We start from the raw sequence: 22,838 nt of genomic DNA on the forward strand, positions 1-22,838 counted from the left end.
GTTAACAAGGACAGTTGGCAAAATCTATGGCGGATTCCTCTAATCCTGAAGGTCTGTTTCGCAAAGAGGCGCTAGAGAGGCTCTCTTCTCCAGAACAACTCGACCAACTGATGCAAATTGTAAAGCCGCGCAGTTGGCTCATGCTGGCAAGTTTGGGCGGTTTGACGGTGGCGGCTTTGGTTTGGAGCGTGTGGGGACGGCTTCCGGTTCGAGTTTCAGCCCAAGCCGTGTTGGTGTATCCCTACCAAATTCGAGAGATTCAGTCTCTAGGGGCGGGGCAGCTGACTCAACTCAATGTGGCGGCGAACAGTCTCGTCAAGCAGGGGCAACTGCTGGCAACGATCGATCGGCCAGAACTGGAAAAGCAAATTCAGCAGGAACAGAGCAAACTCGTCGAGCTGCAGCGGCAAAACACCACGATCGAAGATACGGAAGATCGGCGCGATCGCTTCGAGTTGGAATCTCTGGTCAAGCAGCGGCAGAACCTGCAGCAGCAGATTCGCAACACTGAGAGGCTATTGCCCCAACTTCAGCCCATTACCCCCACCCTGAGAGCGAAGGAGCTGGAGTCAGCGCGCCAACAGCAAATCAGCCTCGGCTCGAGGCTCAAGGATGCGAGACGGTTAGATTCTGTTTTAAAGACTCGGCTAGACAATCGCCAGCGGCTTTTTACAGAAGGCGCTTTAACCCAAGATGCCGTGCTCGAAGCCGAGCAAACTTACTTAAACAATTTACGCAGCATTTCAGAGCTGGAGAGCCAGTTGAGTCAGGTGCAGGTTAAATTGGTGCAGGTCGAGCGAACTGCGATTGAAGATCGAAATCGGCTGTTGGAATTGCAAATTCAAAAGGCCGATTTGCAGCGGAAACTTCAGGATTTAGACACTCGCGCCACAAATATTCAGCAGCAAAAACTACAGACCGACGCCCAACGCACGAACGCGCTTGAAGACACGCGGCGATCGCTCAATCTGCTGAGGGTGCAGATGCAGCAGCAGCGCGAAATTCGCAGCCCCATTTCGGGCAAAGTGCTGGAATTGCCGGTCAAGGTCGGTCAGGTGGTTGCTGTGGGCACGCAACTGGGTCTCATTGCTACTAATGCTAGAACCCAGGAACTCCAAGGCCTCGCGTTTTTCCCCGTCCAGGACGGTAAAAAAATTCGCCCGGGGATGGCAATGCAGATTACGCCCACCACGATTAAGCGAGAGCGCTTTGGCGGGATCGAAGCGACGGTTGCCTCCGTGACGGAATTTTCCATCACTAAACAAGAAATGGCGGCGCTTATCGGCAATGCGGACGTGGTCCAGTCTTTAGGCGCTGGACCGTTTATTGGCGTTTACGGCAAGCTTCAGGCCGATCCCAAAACCTTTACGGGTTACGATTGGTCTTCTTCAAAAGGGCCGCAGCTCAAGTTAACGCCCGGCACGACCGCCACCGCCCTCGTCACCCTTGAAAACCGATCGCCGCTGAGTTTTGTATTCCCTATCCTGCGAGAGTTTACCGGACTTTACTAGGGCCAAGTGTATACGTCATGAATGCCGTTTCCAGCCTGCTCCAATCCATCCTGCCCCCTAACGTCGCGCTACCTGCCTCCCATCCATCTCCTCGCACTCGGACCCCTACTTTGCTGCAAATGGAAGCCGTCGAGTGCGGTGCGGCAGCCCTCGGTATTGTTTTGGGATACTACAAACGTATTGTTCCACTGGCGGACCTGCGACAGGCTTGCGGTGTTTCGCGGGATGGCAGCAAAGCCTCTAGTTTGGTCAAAGCCGCTCGCAGCTATGGGTTATTGGCAAAGGGCTATCAGAAAAACCTGGATTCAGTCCAGAAAATGCGCTGCCCGCTGGTCGTGTTTTGGAACTTCAACCACTTTCTGGTGGTGGAAGGATTTGGCAAGAATAAGGTTTACTTAAACGATCCGGCTACAGGACCGCGTACTGTCTCGCTGCCTGAGTTCGATGCTGCCTTTACAGGAGTGGTATTAGCCTTTGAGCCGGGCCCGGAGTTTAGCCCAGGCGGAAGTAAGCCCAGCACCCTTGCGGCCCTATACCGCCGCCTTCAGGGATCTTGGGGTGTTTTGATCTATGCCATTATCATCGGGCTGTTTTTGATAGTGCCGCGCCTGGCGATCCCGGTGTTTACCCAGGTGTTTGTAGACAATATCCTGATCGAAAAAATGCAGGATTGGGTGCGTCCGCTGCTGATTGCGATGGCGGTGGCGGCTGGGTTGAAAGGAATGTTGAAATACCTACAACTCAAGCATCTTCGGCAACTCCAGGTCAAGTTAGGGATACATTTCTCCGGGCAATTGCTTTGGCATATGCTGCGGTTGCCCGTGAGCTTCTACGCCCAACGATTTGCGGGTGAAATTGGGAGCCGCTTAAATTTGAATAACAACGTGGCGCAATTGCTTTCGGGTCAGCTCACCACCACCAGCATTGATGCGCTAGTCATGCTTCTATTTGGTATCGTCATGTGGCAGTACGACTGGGGACTGACGCTGATCGTCTTTGGCTTTGCTGCCCTCAATTTCTTGGCAGTGCAGTGGGCCGCGCGGGCGCGGGTGGATACGAGTTTGCGGCTGGCAACGGAATACGGCAAGGCGAAGGGGGTGGCGATCGCCGGGTTGATGAGCCTTGAAACCCTTAAAGCCTCGGCTTTAGAGTCCGATTTTTTTGGTCGATGGAGCGGCTACCAGGCTAAGGCGCTCAATGCCCAGCAGTCTCTGGGGTTGCAAAGTCAATTCTTGAATTTGTTGCCCGCGCTGCTGTCTACCGCGACAACCCTGCTGGTGCTGGTTGTGGGTGGACTTAAGGTGATGAACGGAGACCTCACGATCGGGATGCTGGTGGCCTTTCAAAGCTTGACGGGCAGCTTTTTAGAACCCATCGCGAGCTTGGTGGGCTTGAGCAGCTCGCTCCAAGACTTAGAAAGCGATCTCAACCGCCTCGACGATGTGCTTGCGAACCCCATTGATGCGGCGTCGGATCGGGCTGAGACAGAACGCACGGCATTGATGGCTGACTTTCGCCTCAAAGGAGCGCTGGAATTGAGGGGGATTACCTTTGGCTACAATCCGATCGAACCGCCCTTAATCGAGAATTTTAGTTTGACTCTTCGTCCGGGCCAGCGCATTGCCATCGTGGGTAACAGCGGCTCCGGTAAATCCACCATCGCCAAACTCATCAGCGGGCTGTACGACCCTTGGGCGGGGGAGATTTTTCTAGACGGTCAGCCTCGAGATGCGGTGCATCGGCGATCGCTCTACGAATCGCTGGCCCTCATCGATCAGGACATTTTCCTATTTGCCGATACGGTTCGTCAGAATCTCACCCTCTGGGATGCCACGGTGCCCGATGACAATCTGATTCGGGCCTGTCGCGACGCCGATATCGAAGATGTGGTTTTGGATCGGGCGGGCGGGTTTGACGCGCAGTTGCTAGAGGGCGGGGTCAACTTGAGCGGCGGGCAGCGGCAGCGCTTAGAAATCGCGCGCGCCTTGGTCAACAACCCATCCATTTTGGTGTTGGATGAAGCCACCAGTGCCCTAGACGGCGAAACAGAGGCTAAAGTGATCCAAAACATTCGGCGGCGCGGATGCACTTGCGTTGTGATTGCCCATCGGCTGAGCACCATCCGCGACTGCGACGAGATCGTCGTGCTAGAGCGGGGTAGCGTCGTTCAGCGGGGTAGCCATGAAGATCTGATCGCGACCGAGGGTGCCTACGCCAAACTGATCCGTAGCGAAGCTGCTCAGGAGTAAGAGATGCCTCAAGATCTAGATCGATCGAGCAGTGAGAATACCGGATTGCCTACCGTGCTGAAGCTAAACCAAGCGCTAGTTCTGGCAACTCAACAGGTTTGGCGGGTAGAAATGGGGGAACTATCCTTGTTCTCTGTGGTGCTCAAGGACGGCGAACCTTCAGGGAATCGTCGGTTTCTCTGCACCGTCAGGACGGGAGAGCTGTTTTGCGGGGTTCCACCGACGCCGGGACGACAGCAGTTGGTGCTGATGGCGATCGCCGCTACCACCGCGAAAGTCGTGCAAATTTTGGCCGATGAGCTTGCCATTCAACTCAAGCAAGGTGCTGATTTATTGCTTGCGGGCATTGAAGGCTGGGTCGAAAAACTAGGGCAATTTGCGGCACCCCTGGCCCAGACTGTACTCCAATGCGCCCCGACCCTTGCGCTCCAAACACAGGGACAGGGCGAATCCCACTTCTCGCTCAAGCGGGGGCAAAGTTTACAGGCCCGACGGGGTTCAGTGGTATGGCTGCAAGTTCAGCGGGGGAGTCTGGCTTGGAGCGGCTTGCCAGAGCTGACTTTACTCGATGCCGATAGCTGGTTTCCCCTCAGCGGGCTTTGGGTCGAAGCCCTGGAACCCACGGAACTACAAGTGATTTCGAGTCGGGAGCTACCCGATGCAGAGACGCTCTTGACGGGGCTATTCCAGATGTTGTCCTACTTCCTCGACTTTGTGGAGCAACTGGAACAGCAGGAACAGCTAGAAGCCTATATCCGCTTTCGGGAACGAAAACGCCTGAGTCTGGAATCCCTGGACCACACCCTGGAAGAACTCGCAGATGTTTTAAACCCTGGAATGCGCGAGGCATTACGGGAAGGGAGTCCGCTCGCGATCGCCGCCCGTGCGGTTGGGCAGTCCTTGGGTGCATCCATCGCAGAACCCGCGAAGTCTGAGAATCTCAAGCGACTCAAAGTGCCCCTAGAGGCGATCGCCCGTGCCTCTCGGCTGCGGATGCGGCGCGTGCTGCTGCGCGGTAACTGGTGGAAACAAGACGTCGGGGCGCTGGTGGCCTTCCGTGCCGCTGACGAGCAACCCGTTGCCCTGCTGCCCTCCCATGAAGGACAGTATCGGCTTTTGGACCCGATGGAGCAGGGCAGTCGTCCCCTCACCCAACGCTTAGCCGAGACCCTCTCTCCCATTGCCTACACCCTCTACCGAGCGCTTCCAGCAAGACAGCTTCAGGCCGCCGACTTGCTCAAATTTACCTTGGGCAAACGCGTCAAAGATCTGTGGATGATTGCCTTCAGTGCAGTGGCCGCAACCTTGTTAGGAATGGTGATTCCTCAGGCAACCGCCATTTTAATTAACGATGCCATTCCAGATGCGGATCGGGGGCTGTTGATGCAGATTGGATTGGCGCTGATTGCCACCACGATCGGCACCATGCTGTTCCGCATGGCCCAGACCCTCGCAACCCTGAGGCTAGAAACCCTGGCAGAGGCGGATACTAGCGCTGCCATTTGGGATCGATTGCTGAATGTGGAAGTCCCGTTTCTGAGGCAGTACGCCACGGGGGATCTAGAACTGCGGGTTTCGGCGATCGATCAAATCCGCCGTCGTCTCACCGGAACCACCCTGCAAACGATCCTCAGCAGTTTCTTTTCAGTGCTCAACCTCGGACTGCTGTTTTACTACAGTCCGCCACTGGCATCGATTGCCTTGGTGGTGGCGTTTCTATCTATTGCCTTTACCACCACCATAGGAGTGCTCATCTTTAAGCTGGTGCGTCGTCTGCAAACGCTTCAGGGAGAAATTGCCGGATTCATTGTGGAACTGATTTCGGGTATTGCCAAGCTCAGGGTTGCAGGGGCAGAAGCCCGTGCTTTTTCCCATTGGGGCAAGCAGTATGCCCAGCAGCAGCGGCTTTCCCTTCAGCAAGAAACCCTTGGGGATGGGTTAATGCTGTTTAACGAGGTGCTGCCGATCTTCAGCACCGCAATCCTGTTCTGGATTGCCTCAGCGCAGCTTGCCACAGAGCAGCTCAGCATTGGTACTTTTCTGGCCTTTAACATTGCGTTTGGGAGCTTTGTGGGCGGGGCCACCAGCCTGAGTAATTCTCTGTTAACGCTCTTGGAAGTCAGCATTCTGTGGGAGCGAGCAAAACCGATTCTAGAAGCCAAACTGGAAGTGGATGATACGAAGGCCGATCCAGGTCGCTTAACGGGACGGGTCGCGCTTGACCACATCAGCTTTCGCTACCAAGAAGAGGGCGCGCTCATTTTAGACAATGTGAGCATTGAAGCAGAGCAGGGGGAATTTATCGCCCTCGTGGGACCTTCAGGAAGCGGTAAGTCTACAATCTTGCGGCTATTACTGGGGTTTGAGATCCCGCAATCGGGAAAAATTGCCTTTGACGGTCAGGATTTGGCAGGGCTGAATCTCCAAGCCGTGCGCCGCCAGATTGGGGTCGTGATGCAGAATGGCAAATTGACCGCAGGCACTATTTTGGACAACATTGCGGCTGGGGCGCTACTCAGTATGGATGAAGCGTGGCAGGCCGCCCGTAATGCGGGTCTCGAAGCCGACATTCGCACCTTCCCGATGGGGATGCACACCACGATCAGCGAAGGGGGTGGCAATTTATCGGGGGGACAGCGGCAGCGGCTGTTGATTGCGCGCTCCCTCGCGCTTCAGCCTAGAATTTTGCTCTTTGATGAGGCCACTAGTGCGCTGGACAACCACACCCAGGCGATCGTGAGTAGCAGTTTAGAGAAGCTGCACGTCACTCGGATCTTGATTGCCCATCGCCTCAGTACGATTCGCCATGCCGATCGAATTTACGTGCTCAAGGCAGGGCGCGTGGTGGAAAAAGGGACTTTTGAAGAATTGATGCAAAAATCCGGCGTATTTAAGCAGCTCATGGCGACTCAACAGCTTTAGAGGGTGTTGTTACAGGAGGTTCTAAGTTCGCTGATGCATACTTTTCTGTTAAGTCTTTTTCTCCCTGCACTCGCTCCCCCCGACCCGCGCCACTTTCCTCAAGTCGGCGGGAGTTGCTTCAACCGGGGGAACTCCGGCAACGCACTCCCTTGGAAACCCGCCCACGGAAGTGGCTTCCCAATTCTGGGGGGAGAAAGCCAAAAACTAGGGTCATTTCCCCCCAGAATTGGGGGGCTAGGGGGGCGAGTGCAATGTCTTTGCCTCTTAACCGAGCAGTATTGTTCGCTGATGGACAAAGCTTGTTTGCTAAATTGATGAAGTGCAAAGTAGGTAAGTGTTTTGTCTGACGGGAACTGGCTCATTTGTAGTGTTGCATTTGTAGGGTTAGCGGGTCTCACCGCAGTACTCGTGTGGCTGGTGGCGATCGCCGCAATCCCTTCCATTGCCCTCATCCCCATTCTGGGTGGATTGCTGCTGGGCATTGCCGTTTTTTATCGCCAGCGTAGGACGCAGCGGAAACCCACAGGTTCAGAAATTAAACCCGCCCATGAATCTGAGACACCCACTCTGACGAGCGCGCACTCTCAAACCAATGACATTTTCAAAGACCGCTATCGATTGCTCGAACGTTTGGCATCGGGTAGATTTGGCAACACCTACGTCGCTGAAGACATTACCACTAAATCGAAAGCCCTGTGGGTAATTAAGCATTTTGTGCCGCAACCTGACAGCGATCGCGACCTTGCCACCACGCAGCGGTTGTTTAAGGGCGAGGCCCTGATGCTCGAAAAACTCAAAACCTTAGACTGCATTCCCAAACTGCTGAGCTATGCCGAAGCCGAACAGGAAACCTGGTTTATCCGCGAATACGTGGTGGGACACCCCTTAAATGAAGAGCTGATTCCAGGCAAACCTGTTTCAGAGCCGCAGCTTAAGGCCCTGCTCCAAGGCATTCTAGAAGACTTGGCGGCAATTCAGGCGTTTCAGGTCATTCACCGAGATATTAAACCCTCCAATATTATTCGTCGCAAACAAGATGGGCGCTTGATTCTGATTGATTTTGGGGCGGCTAAAATCTGGAATCCTCAGGAAGAACTCCAGCCCATGATGACCGTGGCGATCGGAACCGCCAGCTATGCGTCCTACGAGCAAATGAGCGGTCAACCCGTGCCCAGCAGCGATATTTACTCTGCGGGTGCGATCGGGATTCAGGCAATTACGGGGCTAGAACTCAGTCGGGTTCCGCTTTTGCCCACGGGTGAATACGACTGGCGCAGGCACGGCAAGCTCAGTCCCAAGCTGGGTGAGATTTTAGACAAAATGACGCGAACCCGCGTTAATCGCCGCTATCAAATGGCGACTGACGTGCTAGCCGATTTGGTGCAGCTCTAACCATCAGGACGGGAGCCAGCGGTGAATCCAGCTATCGGGATGCCGGACAAATTCATAGAGCAGGTCAGGCCGTTCGGCTTGGAGCCATTGCAGGGCTTCATGCTGTGGGAGCGCTTGACGGGCCATGTGCCGCAAAATCGAGATTTGTCGCTCCCAATTGGCTTTATCCAAAGTCGGGTTTGCGAATCGAGCGGGAACCTGCTGCCCCATGAGTAGCGTATCGAAGGAATGATCGTCGGAGAAAAATTCTGGCGGCACTAGGGTGTAGAACAAAGAATTTTGGTAGGAAAGCGGCGCACGATCTTGAAAGCGGGCGACTTTCATCTCCGCCCCTGAAATATTCGCCTCATGATTGGCTGCTTTCCAAAAGGGGGTATCGAGCCGGCGGTTGAACCGATAGTGAATGCCTAAAAACCACCGCAGGGCATCCCAGCGTTCGTTCATTTTGCGATTGAGGATGGGCTGAAGGGAACGATCGTGGCGCGATGCGGGGAAGTGGGTGGCGAGCAGATCTAACTCCAGCACGATCGCGTGCAGTGCGGTGGACTCCAAGGGTTCCACAAAGGCATAGGAATTTCCGATCGCCACGACATTGCCTTTCCAAAAATGCTCGTGACGACCGGAGCGAAATTTCACGAAGTGCGGCTCCCCCATGCCGGGATTTTTGGCCTGCATTTCGGCGATCGCCGCATCTTCACTCATGAATGCGGAGGAATAGACGTAGCCGCGATGGTCGGTGTCCGCAAAGGGAATATTCCAGCACCAGCCGCTGTCCATCGTCTCTGCAAGGGTGTAGGGTTTGATCGTGCCGTTATGGGGCACCGTGGCCGTGATGGCGCGATCGGTAAAGAGGGTATCGCCGTAGCTGACAAAGGGAGAACCCAGGGCCTTGCCCATCAGCACCGACCGAAAGCCAGAGCAATCAACGTAAAGGTCGTAGGAAAGCCGCTGTCCATCTTCTGTTATCAGGGTTTCAACCGTTTCACCATCGGGCGCGCGCAGCACGTCCGCCACCTTCGCGTCGATATACTTCACGCCCACTTCAGCGGCAGATTTTTGCAGGTAGCGCACGAAGCGTTGATTGTCGAGGTGATAGGCCCAACGCATGAGGTGCAGCCAAGATTGGCGATCGCCCGTGCCATCGTCAAAAATAGGGGTGCGATCGCCGCTCATGAGGAGGGAACCCAAGGATTGCTGGTTGAGGGTCGATTCGTAAAGCTGAGATTCCAACAGTCGTCCCCGCTGGAAAGGGAAGGTGAAAAAATCGTCCCCTGGTGAACCCCAGGCAAACTTAATCCCCAGCTTCCAGGTGGGCTGCACCTGCCGAAAGAACTCGCCAATGTCCCGATTCAGAAAGCGAGGACTGTGGAGCCAACGTACTAGCTCCGGTGTTGTGGCTTCCCCCACGCCAATGATGGGGATATCGCTGGATTCAATTAGCGTCACTTCCAGCTCTGGCCTTAACGCCCGTAACGTTAACGCTGTCAGATAGCCCGCCGTCCCTCCCCCTAAAATTCCCACCGTTCGATAGGCATCGGGGTCGGGTTGCTGGGTGGAGGTCGGAGAAAGCGTCCACTGGCCCATAATTTCTGTCGCGGCAGCAGCAGCGGCAGCATGGGCGTGGGAGGGCAAAGGCGATTCAGTTAAAGGGCTACAAGCGGGACAGTCCCCCTGGGGCAATAGCGACACCGACGAAGATTCCCCCAAAGCACCGACATGACGCAGGTGCGCGGCGTACTGAGTCCGAGGAGGATGGCTCAACAGGGCGATCGCCTCTTCTGTCGCACGCTGGGCAACGGTTTCTAACAGGTGCCGATCCTGTCCGAGGGAAAGGGGCGTCCGGAGGTGCGGCAGCAGGGGACGGAACGGAGCGGGTAACTGGGCGATCGCCATCGCTCGACATCTAAAGCAGGCCGACAATCCCCCTACGACCGTAGGCCCTACGGTTCCCGTCGATGGGGTTGCCGTGACAAAAAGGCAGGGGGTTGCAGTTGATAACGCGACGCGATTCACATCAAACAGCGCTTGGAACGGCATCCCTTCTAACGCACAGATCGCCAGCGCCGCCCCTTGAAATATCTCCTGCAAATCGGACTCGTTCGCCTCGGAGAGCGTGCGATCCGGGGAAAATGATGCGCTAGGGAAAACTGGGGCTACGGGTTGAGTGGATGAGACAATTGTTTCCTGCTGTTGCTGAAACGCTTCCGTAAAGCAGCTTGCGAACCGTTCTGCATAGACCGCTCTAACTTGACGAAAGCCCGATCCCTTCAAGCCTCGAACCATTGCCGCTAGGAGTTCGCGGTTCCCTAGCACGACAATAGGCCGATCTAAAATCGTTGAATCTCCATCAGCCCTGCGAGACGCTGGCCCACCGACACTATCCTCAAAATCGATCGCATCCCCTCGATCTGAAATAAGACATTGAGCCTTCGTCAAAATTTCAATAATCTGAGCGACGTAAGCCGGAGGATAGCGATCTGTTAGTTGGGTCTGAATTTCTTTTGCCGTTGCGGTTTTATCTGCCAACGCTGCAATATCTCGCAGAATAGGGCCGCTGATGCCCGTCAGGGTGAAATGGCGATCGCCGATCCAGCCATAGGTTTGTTTACCCTCCCCCAACAGAAGCTGGACATTGAGATTCAGCTTCAGGCGCAAATCGACGTTAGACATACGGCTAGGATGGAATTTGGAATAGCTATCGACGGACGCACAGTAACGGCTGTCGCTCACTTCATTGATAGCATCTCGATCTCCCCAATCCCAGACAAGTAAAGGTTTTCGACAGAATCAATTAAGTTTTATCGCTTCGTTCCGCTTCTTGAACCCAGAGAAATACGCTGCAAAGGCAGTCTGAAAAAGGCTTTGCAGGATTTTGTCAGACCCTTTAGGGACGTATTTCCGATTTTGACACCGCTTTGCGCTTGTGCAACAGTCAATTCTGTGACCAATGGTATGAAATGGGGTGGCAGTAATGCGGGTTACGATTTGCGGTCATGCAGCTTTATATGTTGAAACCAGCCAACACCGCATTCTGATCGATCCCTGCTTTAGTAATACGATATTGGATGGGGTCTTGCGCTACAATCCCCCCCGCCACTTTCGCCTCGATCGGATGCTCCCTCCCACCCTTCTGGTGGTTACCCACGGGCATTTCGATCACTGGCATCCCGATTCTTTGAAACAGTTGCCGAAGGATATTCCGGTCCTGACGGCCCCAGAACCCCATCTGGTCGAGCAACTTCAAGCCCTGGGATTTGCTAGCGTAACGACCTGTCACCCTTGGGAATGTTTAGAGTGGGGAACCACTCGGCTGTTGACGACCCCCTCCGACCACGATGAGCCAGAATTCGGCCTCGTGGTTCGAGATGAAACGGGAACCTTTTGGCACATGGCGGACGCTGAGGTGACGCCCGATATCAGCCAGCAAGTGCTGCAACAAATGGGGAAAATCGACCTCATCTCCGTGAAATATCAGCCTGTGGTGCGTGCCAGCATGGGATATCAGCGCAATCGAGGGGCTGCCTTCGATAAAGTAGAAGTCCTCGCGTGGCTGGAGACCGCCTGCGCCTGCCGTCCGGCAATGGTATTCCCCTACGCCTCTGGACTCAGCTTTCAAGGGCGGCACGCCTGGTTTAACCGCTATGCATTTCCCCTAGCCCCCGAAGAGGTGACGCGACTGTTGCAAAAGCGTCTGGGAGGGTCGGAGCGCGCCATTACAGTTTTACCGGGGGATGCGATCGCCCTCCAGCCCGATCGATCCCCCCAGCACCAACCCCAAGCATCGCCCTTTGTTCGAGCAGCGGAGACCGATCCTGTCTGCTGGGAGCCAGTCGATCTCCAAACCCTGGCTGGGCTGACCCGTGGAGAGGATAGTTTCATCCTTCAGCAGCAGTTGGAGGCCTTCTTTCAAACGACGTTTCAGCCGTGGTTGACCCAACAGATGCAGTCGAGGGACAGCGGCTGGCAATGGCTTCGATGCTATGAAGTCGTAGTGCAATGGGTCGTCCATACGGCACCCGACTGCCGTCTCGCCTATTGGATCGATTTTCGCACCGATCGCCTGACAGCAACGCTGGGGGAACACCCAGAAGCAAACTTCTTTACCCACTTTTCGGGGCAAGGATTGTTCGAGGTCTTGAATGGCGATCGCCCGGCCCTCTTGTTCTGGCTGTCGGGGGACGTGCGCAACTACGAGAAAGTGATGGGGGTACGGGACGGCCAATTTTGGAGTTTGCCAGTCCTGCCACCAGAAGACGCGTTTTGCGATCCGCTTTCTTGCTACCTGAGGGTTTCTCCCCCTCTCGAACGCGTCAAAACCGAAGAAGGCCCCCCCTCTGCACTGCCCGATCCCTACCCTTCGAAGCAAATGCAAAGCCTTGAAATCTTGGGCCGTCGCGGGGAAAACGATGGAGTCATTTCTAAAAAAGTGTTGCTGGCTTATCTGGCGGTGCGAGAAGCAGAGCGCATTGGCTTAGAGATCGCGCCAACGCAGATTCAGGCCGTAGGGAACGCATTGCGATCGCAGCTCGATCTAGACCCCGCTCAATCGACTGAGAAATGGCTGCAATCGATCGGTTTGACGCCCGAAGACTATACCTCGGTTTTGCGGGACTTTACCGCAACGATCGAACTAGAACAGCACTACGCCCAAAAGTTAAAACCCATGCAGGAAAAACACGCCCGTATCTTGAAGGCCAGAGTTGCCCCAACGTCGATCGCGCCAGAACAGCAGGGGATAGGCTAGCGCAGCGCATGGGTAACTCAGTCCAAGACTATGACTTAGCGCCCGTCGGGATTTTGCGGGCCGCAGCTTGGCCGTTGGAAAGCTTGCGCGAATTTGGTGACCCCGCGCTCGCCGAGTTAGCGCGTCAAGATTTGTCGGATCCCCAAGCCTGGGAACGATACCTGAATCTTTACGAGCGAGTTTTCCAGCGAGAACGGGCCGCCCTGTGGCGGCAGACTGCCGATAACCCTCGATTCATGAAAGCACTAGCGCTTTCTGCGGCATTGGTTGCCCGACGCACGACCTCGCTCCAGTCTCGGCGGCACCTTTGCAGTAAAGCCATTCGCCGCCTCGACCGCACGCTCTATCGATATCTGGCCCGCGCGGTGGGACGCACGACTCCTCAAGGTTTGTGGGCTGGAGTGACGGCTGTGACGAGGGGGGAGCGCACCCAAGTTCGGCCCCAACCGGCGCAGTATGTCTTTACCCCAGATCTAAGACCTTTTCAGGCGATACTCAAGACCATAGGACGGCGATCGCCGTACTGGGAACGCACAGTCTGGCACGTCAATCCCACGGCGGCGCGTCAGCCCGATGGAACCTGGCAATGGTGGGCTAGATCGGCAGCGGGGCAAGTCGATCGCCGCGCTCTCTCTCCGACGGGAGCGGAAGCGTTTCTCGAGGCACTGACCCAACTGACGCAGGGCACATTTGCAGAATTAACCTCAGCGCTATCCCAGCAGCTAGGCTCGACCGAAGCCGTTGCAATTACCACAGCCCTCGATCAGTTGGTAACGGGAGGGTTGCTCTTAGGGGGATTGGACTTACCCGCTCGATTTACAACCCCTTGGGAGGTATTGCACGCAGCAGAATCGGCCCTCGTCGAACCCGATCGCACCGCTTGGTCCCGGACGACTCGCGCCTTGCAAGACCAATGCGACGCTTTGGCTACCAACTTAGAAAACTGGCCCTACGAGATCGTACTAGAAGCCCTGGATGCTGCGGCTCGACAAATTGCAGATTTAGGAACGACCTTGGGGATCGAAGCGCTGCAACTTCCCGAACCCGTCCTGCACTGCGATTACGGACTTCCATTTCAGGTCGAAATCGGTCCTGACGAGGCACAAAGCCTTCGAGAAACGCTAGCCGCCTACGAACGAGAGTGGTTGTTGGGTTGGAGTCCCGCTACGGCCTTTCGCCAAAATCGGCATCGGAGCCAGCAACAGCTCTATCGAGACGGTCTGGACATCGCTGACATTCAGATGCCCGTTCCCGCTCCCCTGCTCGCCACTTGGGACAGTCTGACCCAGACCCATGCTGCCATCGTTCCCGCCCTCGCTGCTTGGGAAAAAATCCTGAACCTTCCAGAAGAAAAGGTAACGCTCCCAGCCGTCGAAGTTGCCCGATCTCTTCCCCTAGCGCCTTGGGGCTGTCTTTACACTCAACTGCATCGCGACTGGCACCAGACAGTACAGGGTACTAGCGATTACGCAACCCAAGCCTTTGCTCGCGTCTCTACCCTGGTCGACCCCCAAGGACAGTTGACGCAATGGTGTAATGCTCAACTGCTGGATTTTAGGACGCGCTATGACTTGCTGATGGGGGATTTGCAATCTCCCTTAGAAGCGAACCCTAACGTTCTCGCTCGGCCTGCCCTAGACACCCAACCCATTTCCCTCTGGTGCCTGGATGCCAATACCTTGAGTCTGAAGGGCGCTTTCTTAAAACGAGATCCCTCCACTCAGTTGCCGCTCTTGTACGTGCCGGCAGTGCCTCAGGCAATCGCCGTTTTTGGATTCTCTTCAGCTCACGTTGCGGGAGGAGATCCCATTGCCGCCTCTCTACTAGAGACTGGATTTCAAGCGAATCCCGGTGCAATTTTCCAAGCTACGGCCCTGCCCGTTCCTTGCGAAGTGAGCCATCCTCGGTTTTCGCCCAGAGTCCTGCTATCGAACGAGGCTGGTATTCGCAACCGAAGAACCGTTCTGATTGGCGCCGAGTTTGCAGATCTGCTCCAAGCTGCTCCAGACCGTCGCTTTGTTCTGTGGCAGCAGATTGCGTCAGCATACGGATGGCCTGTTTTGCTGAACGTCGCGGCTGCCGCTGAAGCCCCGCTGCCGATCCACCGAGACAGCCCTCTCGCGCTGTCTGCATTATTCAAAGGACTCAACATCAAAACGCCCTATTTGATTGTTGAGGCGGTCGATCGATTCCCCTGGCTGGTCGATCGGCACGGAGCTGGCTACCAAGCCGAACTGGCGCAACCTTTTCGCCGTAAAGAACACGGCTGGACGCCACGCAGTGGCGAAGTTAGCTTGACGTTACATGCCGACCCCGAACCAATGTCATGCCCCAACTGAAACTCTCTGAGAAATTTCGCTGGTATCCGGTCTACGAAGATACAACCCGATTTGGCAGTGCCGTGACAAACCGGTGCGATGCGAGCGTTCGCAATGCCTGCGCTGATATTGTCGCTTACCGCCAAGCCCGCGGACTGTCGTCCGTAGTGGCCCATACCCGCGAACTTTTGAACGCAGCCATGTCCGACGGCTTAGTCGAATTTTACGAGCGTCCGGGTATTCTGCATCGAGATTGGCTCTACCCGCATCCACCGTCTGTCCAGCCTGCGGCCTTGGCCGTAGAAGATGAGATGGGACAGGCGATCGCCCGTATCCCACTTTCTGCCGAACTCCTGCCAGATCTCGCTGGGTATCTGGGGGAATGGTCTCAAGGCGCCGCGCCGCCCAGTCAACCCTCAGCCCTCAACCTATGGAATGCATTAATAGACTTGGGCGCGTTTGCAGAAGCGGTACCTCCCATTGCTCCCTTCCCTGGAAATGCAACCTTTGTGGGTCATTCCACCGTTTGCATTCAGAGCGCTGCCGCCAGAATTTGGGTCGATCCCTTTTTACTGCCTAAATCGAGCCAATACCCCAAAACCTACCAGCCTTTGGGACTCTCGGAATTAGGGCAACCCGACGCGGTTTTCATTACCCACTCCCACCCCGACCACTACGATCTCGCCAGCCTCCTGCGATTGGGTGCGGATACGCCTATCTACGTTCCTGACGTGCGGCGGGAATCGGTCTTGGCCATCGATATGGCCTTCCGACTCAGGCAGTTGGGATTTCGGCAGGTTAGAACGCTTGCTTGGTATGAAGAAGCGACGGTTAAAGATCTGCGCGCGATCGCCCTGCCGTTCTACGGCGAGCAGCCCACCGTCTTCCACGCTCTGCATCCTGAAGTACGGAATGCGGGCAACACCTACTTGTTTGAATGGGGCGATCGCCGCATTGCACTCGCGGCTGATTCTGGGCAAGATGGGCAAGGCAATATCAAAGCCTTGGCGGCTGAGGCTTTACAACGCTATGGCGTGCTAGACGTACTATTCGGAGGTTTTCGAGGATTTGCGCTCTATCCCATTCAGTATTTATTTTCCTCCGTCGCTCGGTATTTAACCTTCGTACCCCCATCCCTTTGGTCTGTGCGACAGCAAATGATGTGCGATGCCGACGATCTCCTCGATGTTGGAGAAATTTGGCAGACTCAAACCATCATTCCCTATTCCGATGGCGGTGCGCCTTGGTACTGGCTTAGAGGGCTAGGTCCCGCCCTCGATGGTTCTTCCCCCGCAATTTTAGCTGTAGATCCGACTCCCGCACATTTGGTAGAAGTTGCTGCTCGGCGATCTGGGACCATTCAAGATGGCGCGATCGCTTCGCCAGTTCTTTTAGAGTTCTTGTACCCAGGAGATTCGTTGGCATGGACCCAAAATGGAATGGATGTACTGCGCCCGCAATGTTGGCCTTACGGAACGCAACCCTCTCATCAAACCCGAGCAAATCCGTGAACGTGCTGCTGCCGCGCTCTCAAAACTTACACCGCTAGAAGGTAAAACGCAGCTTTAGAATTTTCGCTGCCAGATGCCGAAATCTTCCGATCGCAGGCGACCGTCCCCTCAAGTCACTCGAACTTGGCCGCTTCTGGTCAGATGCCAGAGGCTAGCGCGGCGATCGCCCTCCCAGCGCTACTCTTCGGGTTCCTCTCCACCCAATTGCTTGAGGTGAATGTGCTTGTAGCCGAGCTTGATTTCAAACTCGTCGCCTGCTTTTAGCCCCATTTTCTCGGTATAGCTGGCTCCAATCACAATCGTCCCGTTCTTGTGAACGCTCACCCGATAGGTCGCCTCGCGCCCGCGTCCATCTTTGTCGCCCTCAGAATCCAGCGCAATTCCTTTTGCCGCGAGAACGGCGTTCAGAAATCCACCGATGTTGACTTGGTCTTGACTTTTCTTTGTGGTTTTAATATAGCCGCACTCGCGCGCTTTTTCGCGTCTGGATAGATTGGGAATTTCTTTCAACTTTTGCAGTAAAGCTTTCCCAGTCAAGGCTTCCACTTTTCCATTTTCTTCCGAATTCACTGCAGATTTCACTCTTTTTGCCATTTAGAACGTTACCTTCTTGGACCATTCATTTTGAAGTCAAACAAATTCTAGCTTAAATCAAGTAACTCTAAGCCCTTTAAATTATGAATCTAAAATAATTTGTAAAATCCCGTTCGAGTCGAACGTGCGGCTGCCAAACGCCACTCTGACTGGATGGCAGATATTGATCCTGGATTAAGGATTGTAAATACTAAAGCAATAAGCTTGACAGCTTGCCCCGTAGGGATGGGTAAGCAGGCCGTCGATCTCGGTTGAAGTGGCTCGCCCCCTTGGATGGCGATCGCCGCGGCCAGCGTTGACCGACTTCGGGATGCGCCAAAAGACCTTAGATCTATGCCGTTGGCTGTTTCTTTTTAGCTCGGGCCGGGGCATTGCTCGTTTGTCGTTCGTCTATCCCTTCGTTTTGAATGAAAGTAAGCGATAGAGTAGAACCAGATATCCTCGCTAAGGCCCTATGTTTATCGAGCTGATTGCAGATTACGGCACGGGCGACCCAGCTTTCTCTGAGGTTTCGCAGCGTTTGCAGATGGCACTTCCCCAGGCACGCATTAATATGCTGTCAGTGCCGCCTTTCAGCACGCTAGCCACGGGGTTTTGGATCGCTCAACTGAGTCTGAATCCCGGCCCTGCCGACCGCGCGATCTATCATAACTGCGCTCCTCGCCAAGACGACCCCGAGGCGAGACAGAACAATGAAGGCGAGGGATTGACCTATGCTTTGCTTTCTAATGGGGTCAAAGTCATCGGTGTAAACGCAGGCTATACGCTTTCCTTTATCAAACACCATGCTAAAAGCATCCAAATCGTCAATGTTTCGCGGGGCGGCTCGCAGTTCCGCTCGCGGGATATCTTTCCAGCCGCAGCCGCAGCTATTCTCAACAATGATTTGAGTTTGCTCGGTAATTTCCTCTTGCCCGAGCAGGTTCCAGATATTCCTTTAGATCGAGTTGCCTGGATCGATGGCTACGGAAATATCAAAACGACCATTCCCGCCCATCTCGTACACGTGGAACCGGAAACAAAAGTCGCGATTCGCGTTGGCGACGTGGTCAGCGATGCAATCTACTCTGATGGAAGCTTCCGCGTGTCTGAGGGGACTCTCGCTTTTGCGCCAGGCAGCTCGGGTTGGCCTGCGGTTGCAGGAGAAGTGCCACAACGTTGGATGGAGCTTTTTCTAAGGGGCGGGAATGCTTGGGAGCGTTTTGGCAAGCCTCGCGTCAATCAAAAAGTGACCCTTTTGAGCTGACTGCGACTGCGCCCTCCAGCTTTTTTGACGGACCTTGAATTTATAAACCCTGCCGCTTAAACCATTTCTGCAGGCGTTCCCAACCCTCTCGGGCTTCTTTTTCGCGGTAGGAAGGGCGATAGTCGGCAAAGAAGGCGTGGGGCGCTTCGGGGTAAACGACAATTTCCGATTTGCTGCGACTGGTCTTGAGGCGATCGCGGACTTTTTCCACTGACTCTAGTGGAATTCCAGTATCCTTTCCGCCATAAAGTCCTAGGACGGGGACGCTCAACGCGGATGCAATCTCTACGGGATGCTTGGGGGTCAGGGCTGTAGACTCTCCCACCAGTCTGCCATACCATGCCACTCCAGCCTTTAGCTTTGGATTATGGGCCGCATAGAGCCAGGTGATGCGACCGCCCCAGCAAAACCCCGTGATGCCCGCTCGACCTGCATTGCCCTTTGATGTTTTTTCCGCCCAAGCCAGTGTTGCATCCAGGTCCGATAACACTTGAGCGTCTGGTACCTTTGCCACAACTTTCCGAATCTCTTCGATGCTGCTCAGTTTTGACACATCTCCCTGACGTACGAACAGCTCTGGGGCGATCGCCAAATAACCCAATTTGGCAAAACGGCGCACGACATCTTGGATGTGTTCGTGAACCCCAAATATTTCCTGAATCACCAGAACGGTAGGAAAATTAGAGCCGGTTGCGGGTTGCGCTCGGTAAGCCGGGATCGATCCATCCTCGACCGGGATTTTGACAGCACCTGCGATTAAGCCCTTTGTATCGGTTGAGAGGGTTTTGGCACCCACTGGACGAACGGCCATTGCAAATCCAGTTGCCAGAGATGCATTAACCACAAACTCGCGACGGGTCAACTTGTGCATAAACTTTACCGTAAAAAGATCGTCTGAAAAGCGGGATTTAAATCGCATTATCGCTGATTTGACTTGATTTGGCAGGTGCAGCTCCGGCTGGTAGTGCGAGCCGGGTTTGTGCGATTAAAATAAAGCTGGAGCCGTTCGGATTTGCGATGCTTGCATTCGAGATGCTCGACAAGCAGACCTACAGGCTTGCGTGGAGTTGCTTCAAAAACTTCTCAGTCTGAATACAGCCTTATACTGGGTTGTGAATGGCTTGCTGTTTGTCATCCTGCAAATTTGTTGGAATAGATAATGACCGTGCTGCCCGAACTGCGCGATTGCGAACAACATGGCCTTGAATCGTCGAGCGATCGACATCGCTTGGAAGCATTCTTTTCCCAATCGCCAGATGGGTTTTTCTTCATGATGTTGGATCGCCCGATGCACTGGGACGATTCCGTGGATAAAGAAGCCGCATTAGACTACGTTTTCGACCATCAGCGCGTTACCCGAGTTAACGCGGCTATGTTGGCCCAATACAACGCCTCCGAAGCCGATTTCCTGGGTCTGACGCCCAAAGATTTCTTCGCCCACGATTTAGAGACGGGCAGGCAGCTCTGGCGCGAAATGTTCGATCGAGGACGGTTGCGTGTCGAAACGCTCCAGCGCCGACTAGACGGAACTTCGATGTGGATTGAGGGCGACTACAGTTGCCTGTACGACTCGGAGGGAAACTCGATCGGACATTTTGGCATTCAGCGCGACATCAGCAGTCGCAAGCAGGAGGAAGAAGAACTCAGAGAAATGAATGCTGCGCTGAGTCATACCGTGGAAGGGATTTCGAAACTCGATGCCAGTGGACGATATCAGAGAGTCGACCAAGCCTATGCTAATACGATCGGGTATCGACCGGAAGACACGATCGGGATGGAATGGCAGCGAACGGTCCATCCCGACGATCTCGATAAGTTGACGGCGGCGTATCAAGAGATGCTGAGCGCTGGCAAAGTGAAAGTTGAGGCCAAGGGAATTCGCAAAGACGGTTCTACCTTTTACAAGCAATTGACGATGGTTGCGACCTACGACAAGCAGCAGCAATTGACGGGACACTATTGCTTCATGAAAGATATCAGCGAAAGCGCGCGCATCGAAGCCGAACGCGAGGAAATAGCAGCTGCTCTGCGCGAGAGCGAAGAAAATTTCCGCATTTTGGCGACCCACGCTCCCGTCGGTATTTTTCAAACCGATCCAGCGGGCGATTGCGTATTCGTCAATCGCAAGTGGATGGAACTGACAGGATTGTCCTTCGCGCGGGCCATGGGTCGCGGTTGGACGGAGGCGCTTTATGCAGAGGATCGCGAACGTGTATTTGAAGAGTGGTACGAAGCCGTTCGAGAGGATCGCGCGTTTTTTTTGGAATATCGTTTCGAGACCCCTCAAGGAGAAGTGAATTGGGTTGTCGGCAGTGCCGTGGCCATTCGCAATGGGGATGGCGTAGTAACGGGTTACTTTGGCACTGTCACCGATATCAATGCAGCCAAGCAAAATGAAATCGCTCACAGGCAGGTTGAAGAAGATTTAAGGCGAAGCGAACAGAAATTTCGCGCCATTTTCAATAGTACGTTCCAATTTATCGGACTCCTGACTCCCGAAGGAATTGTCGTCGAAGTAAACCAAGCTGCACTAAGGGTTGTTGCCGCCGAACGAGCAGATGCGATCGGAAAACCGTTTTGGGAGACGCCGTGGTGGACGCATTTTCCTCAATTACAAGAGCGCTTAAAACAGGCGATCGCCGATGCCGCCAATGGGGAGTCAGTGCGCTTCGAATCCGAACATATTTGGGCGGACGGATCGACCGCATTTGTCGATTTTTCCCTCAAGCCCGTTTTGGATGAAGTGGGGAACGTCGTCATGCTAATCCCTGAAGGCCGGGATATTAGCGATCGCAAGCAAGCGCTAATGGCGCTCCAAGAGAGCGAGGAACGGTTGCAAGCCCTCATCGATAATGCAGGCTCGGTGATTTATATCAAAAATCCTCAAGGGCAGTACATCTTAATTAACCGCCAATACGAAACGTTATTTCATCTCGAGAGAGAAAATGTCAAAGGAAAAACGGATCGCGATATTTTCCCGGAGTATATCGCCGATGCCTTTCGCGCAAACGACTTAAAGGTTCTCGCAGCTGGCATTCCTATCGAATCCGAGGAAATTGCGCCCCAAGACGACGGCCTTCACACCTTTCTTACGATCAAATTTCCGCTCCTAGATGCATCGGGAGTTCCCTCGGCGGTGTGCGGAATTTCTACGGATATTACGGAGCGCAAGAAGGCCGAAGTAGAATTACAACAACAGAAGCAGGATCTCGCTCGTTCCAACGACGAATTGCAACAATTTGCCTACGTGGCGTCTCACGACTTGCAGGAGCCGCTGCGGATGGTTACGAGTTATTTAGAACTGCTCGAACGCCGCTATAAAGGCCAGCTCGATCCCAAAGCCGATCGGTTTATTGCCTACGCCGTAGATGGCGCGACCCGGATGCAAATTCTCATCAACGACCTGTTGGGGTATTCGCGGGTTGGTTCGCGGGGGCAATCCTTCGGGCGGGTCGATTGCGCGGCGATTTTAAAAAATGTCCTTCGCAACCTTCAAGTGGCGATTTCGGAAAACAATGCTATCGTCACCCACGATCCTTTGCCCGAAGTTAATGCAGATGCCACTCAACTGACGCAATTGTTTCAAAATTTAATTGGCAACGCCATTAAATTTCGCGGCGAGGATCCCCCTCGCATCCAGATAGGGGTAAATCGGTCAAATGGCAAGTGGTTGTTTTCGGTCTGCGACAATGGTATCGGTATTGAATCGCAATACATCAGTCGCATCTTTGTGATTTTTCAGCGATTGCACAGTCGAGCAGATTATCCGGGAACCGGCATGGGCTTGGCCATTTGTAAGAAGATTGTAGAACGGCATGGCGGAAAACTCTGGGTAGAATCGTTGCCCGGAGAGGGTTCGACATTTTATTTTACGCTTTCTGATGCGGGAGCGATTCCGTCATGAACGTTAGCGTCCTCAGCAGGCCGATCGAAATCTTACTGGTTGAAGACAATCCTGGCGATGTGGAGTTGACTGCCCTTGCCCTTGAAGAAAGCCAATTGTGGGTTCGTCTCAATGTAGTCGAGAATGGCGTTGCCGCACTTGATTTTTTATATCGGCAAAGCGGCTATGCCAAAGCCCCTCATCCAGATCTCATTTTGCTGGACTTAAACTTACCCAAGAAAAGCGGCCACGAAGTCTTAGCTGAACTCAAAGCCGACGAACGTTTCAGACGGATTCCAGTGGTCGTTCTAACTACATCCGTGGCGGAAGAGGATATCCTGAGAGCCTACAACTTTCATGCAAACTGTTATATTCAAAAGCCTGGGAGTTTTAGCGAATTTAACGAAGTTATAAAGTCTCTCGAGAATTTCTGGTTCGAGATCGTGAGGTTGCCGCCCGTCTAAATAC

Annotated in this window: 13 protein-coding genes; 10 read left to right on the forward strand and 3 right to left on the reverse strand. The window is 54.3% G+C overall.

Going from position 1 to position 22,838, the window contains the following annotated elements; all coding sequences use genetic code 11:
- Positions 1-26: 26 nt before the first annotated feature.
- The 4 genes from R6H26_RS10860 to R6H26_RS10875 all read left to right on the forward strand — a co-directional run bounded on the left by R6H26_RS10860 (position 27) and on the right by R6H26_RS10875 (position 8,074).
- Positions 27-1,511 carry an NHLP bacteriocin system secretion protein gene (locus tag R6H26_RS10860; RefSeq protein ID WP_404790467.1) on the forward strand — a complete coding sequence of 495 codons (1,485 nt, stop codon included), beginning with the start codon at positions 27-29 and terminating at the stop codon, positions 1,509-1,511.
- Positions 1,512-1,528: 17 nt separating this feature from the next.
- Positions 1,529-3,760: an NHLP family bacteriocin export ABC transporter peptidase/permease/ATPase subunit gene (locus tag R6H26_RS10865; RefSeq protein WP_404790468.1), complete on the forward strand. Its 2,232-nt coding sequence runs from the start codon at positions 1,529-1,531 to the stop codon at positions 3,758-3,760.
- Positions 3,761-3,763: 3 nt separating this feature from the next.
- Complete coding sequence (locus R6H26_RS10870; protein ID WP_404790469.1) at positions 3,764-6,682, forward strand: NHLP bacteriocin export ABC transporter permease/ATPase subunit; 2,919 nt, start codon at positions 3,764-3,766, stop codon at positions 6,680-6,682.
- A gap of 339 nt (positions 6,683-7,021) precedes the next feature.
- The gene (locus tag R6H26_RS10875) at positions 7,022-8,074 is read left to right on the forward strand and encodes a protein kinase (protein WP_404790470.1); all 1,053 of its coding nucleotides are present in this window, start codon (positions 7,022-7,024) and stop codon (positions 8,072-8,074) included.
- 3 nt (positions 8,075-8,077) lie between these two features.
- Here the strand turns inward: R6H26_RS10875 and R6H26_RS10880 are convergent, their stop codons facing one another.
- Entirely contained in the window at positions 8,078-10,744 is a 2,667-nt protein-coding gene (locus R6H26_RS10880; RefSeq protein WP_404790471.1) for an FAD-dependent oxidoreductase, read from the reverse strand.
- A gap of 301 nt (positions 10,745-11,045) precedes the next feature.
- Between R6H26_RS10880 and R6H26_RS10885 the strand changes: the two genes are divergently transcribed.
- Genes R6H26_RS10885 through R6H26_RS10895 form a run of 3 tightly spaced genes read left to right on the forward strand, consistent with a single transcriptional unit; the run spans position 11,046 to position 16,647 of the window.
- Complete coding sequence (locus tag R6H26_RS10885) at positions 11,046-12,818, forward strand: MBL fold metallo-hydrolase (RefSeq protein ID WP_404790472.1); 1,773 nt, start codon at positions 11,046-11,048, stop codon at positions 12,816-12,818.
- Between the two features lie 8 nt (positions 12,819-12,826).
- Positions 12,827-15,157 carry a lantibiotic dehydratase gene (locus tag R6H26_RS10890; RefSeq protein WP_404790473.1) on the forward strand — a complete coding sequence of 777 codons (2,331 nt, stop codon included), beginning with the start codon at positions 12,827-12,829 and terminating at the stop codon, positions 15,155-15,157.
- A complete protein-coding gene (locus R6H26_RS10895; RefSeq protein ID WP_404790474.1) occupies positions 15,145-16,647 on the forward strand; it encodes an MBL fold metallo-hydrolase in 1,503 nt (500 codons plus the stop codon). Before R6H26_RS10890 ends, R6H26_RS10895 begins: the two co-directional genes overlap by 13 nt.
- Positions 16,648-16,824: 177 nt before the next feature.
- On the opposite strand, the gene R6H26_RS10900 is transcribed toward R6H26_RS10895, so the two are convergent.
- Positions 16,825-17,229, reverse strand: coding sequence for an AbrB family transcriptional regulator (locus R6H26_RS10900; protein WP_404790475.1), 405 nt, complete (start codon positions 17,227-17,229; stop codon positions 16,825-16,827).
- A gap of 466 nt (positions 17,230-17,695) precedes the next feature.
- Between R6H26_RS10900 and R6H26_RS10905 the strand changes: the two genes are divergently transcribed.
- Positions 17,696-18,487: an S-adenosyl-l-methionine hydroxide adenosyltransferase family protein gene (locus R6H26_RS10905; protein ID WP_404790476.1), complete on the forward strand. Its 792-nt coding sequence runs from the start codon at positions 17,696-17,698 to the stop codon at positions 18,485-18,487.
- A 40-nt stretch (positions 18,488-18,527) separates the two neighbouring features.
- On the opposite strand, the gene R6H26_RS10910 is transcribed toward R6H26_RS10905, so the two are convergent.
- A complete protein-coding gene (locus R6H26_RS10910; protein ID WP_404790477.1) occupies positions 18,528-19,358 on the reverse strand; it encodes a dienelactone hydrolase family protein in 831 nt (276 codons plus the stop codon).
- A 288-nt stretch (positions 19,359-19,646) separates the two neighbouring features.
- On the opposite strand from R6H26_RS10910, the gene R6H26_RS10915 reads away from it, so the two are divergent.
- Positions 19,647-22,391 (forward strand): PAS domain S-box protein, encoded by a 2,745-nt coding sequence (locus R6H26_RS10915; RefSeq protein WP_404790478.1) that lies wholly within the window; start codon positions 19,647-19,649, stop codon positions 22,389-22,391.
- On the forward strand, positions 22,388-22,834 hold the full coding sequence (locus R6H26_RS10920; RefSeq protein ID WP_404790479.1) for a response regulator: 447 nt from the start codon (positions 22,388-22,390) through the stop codon (positions 22,832-22,834). Before R6H26_RS10915 ends, R6H26_RS10920 begins: the two co-directional genes overlap by 4 nt.
- Positions 22,835-22,838 lie beyond the last annotated feature (4 nt).

Source organism: Altericista sp. CCNU0014, assembly GCF_044923475.1.
Taxonomy (GTDB): Bacteria; Cyanobacteriota; Cyanobacteriia; order Thermosynechococcales; family Thermosynechococcaceae; genus JAAURS01.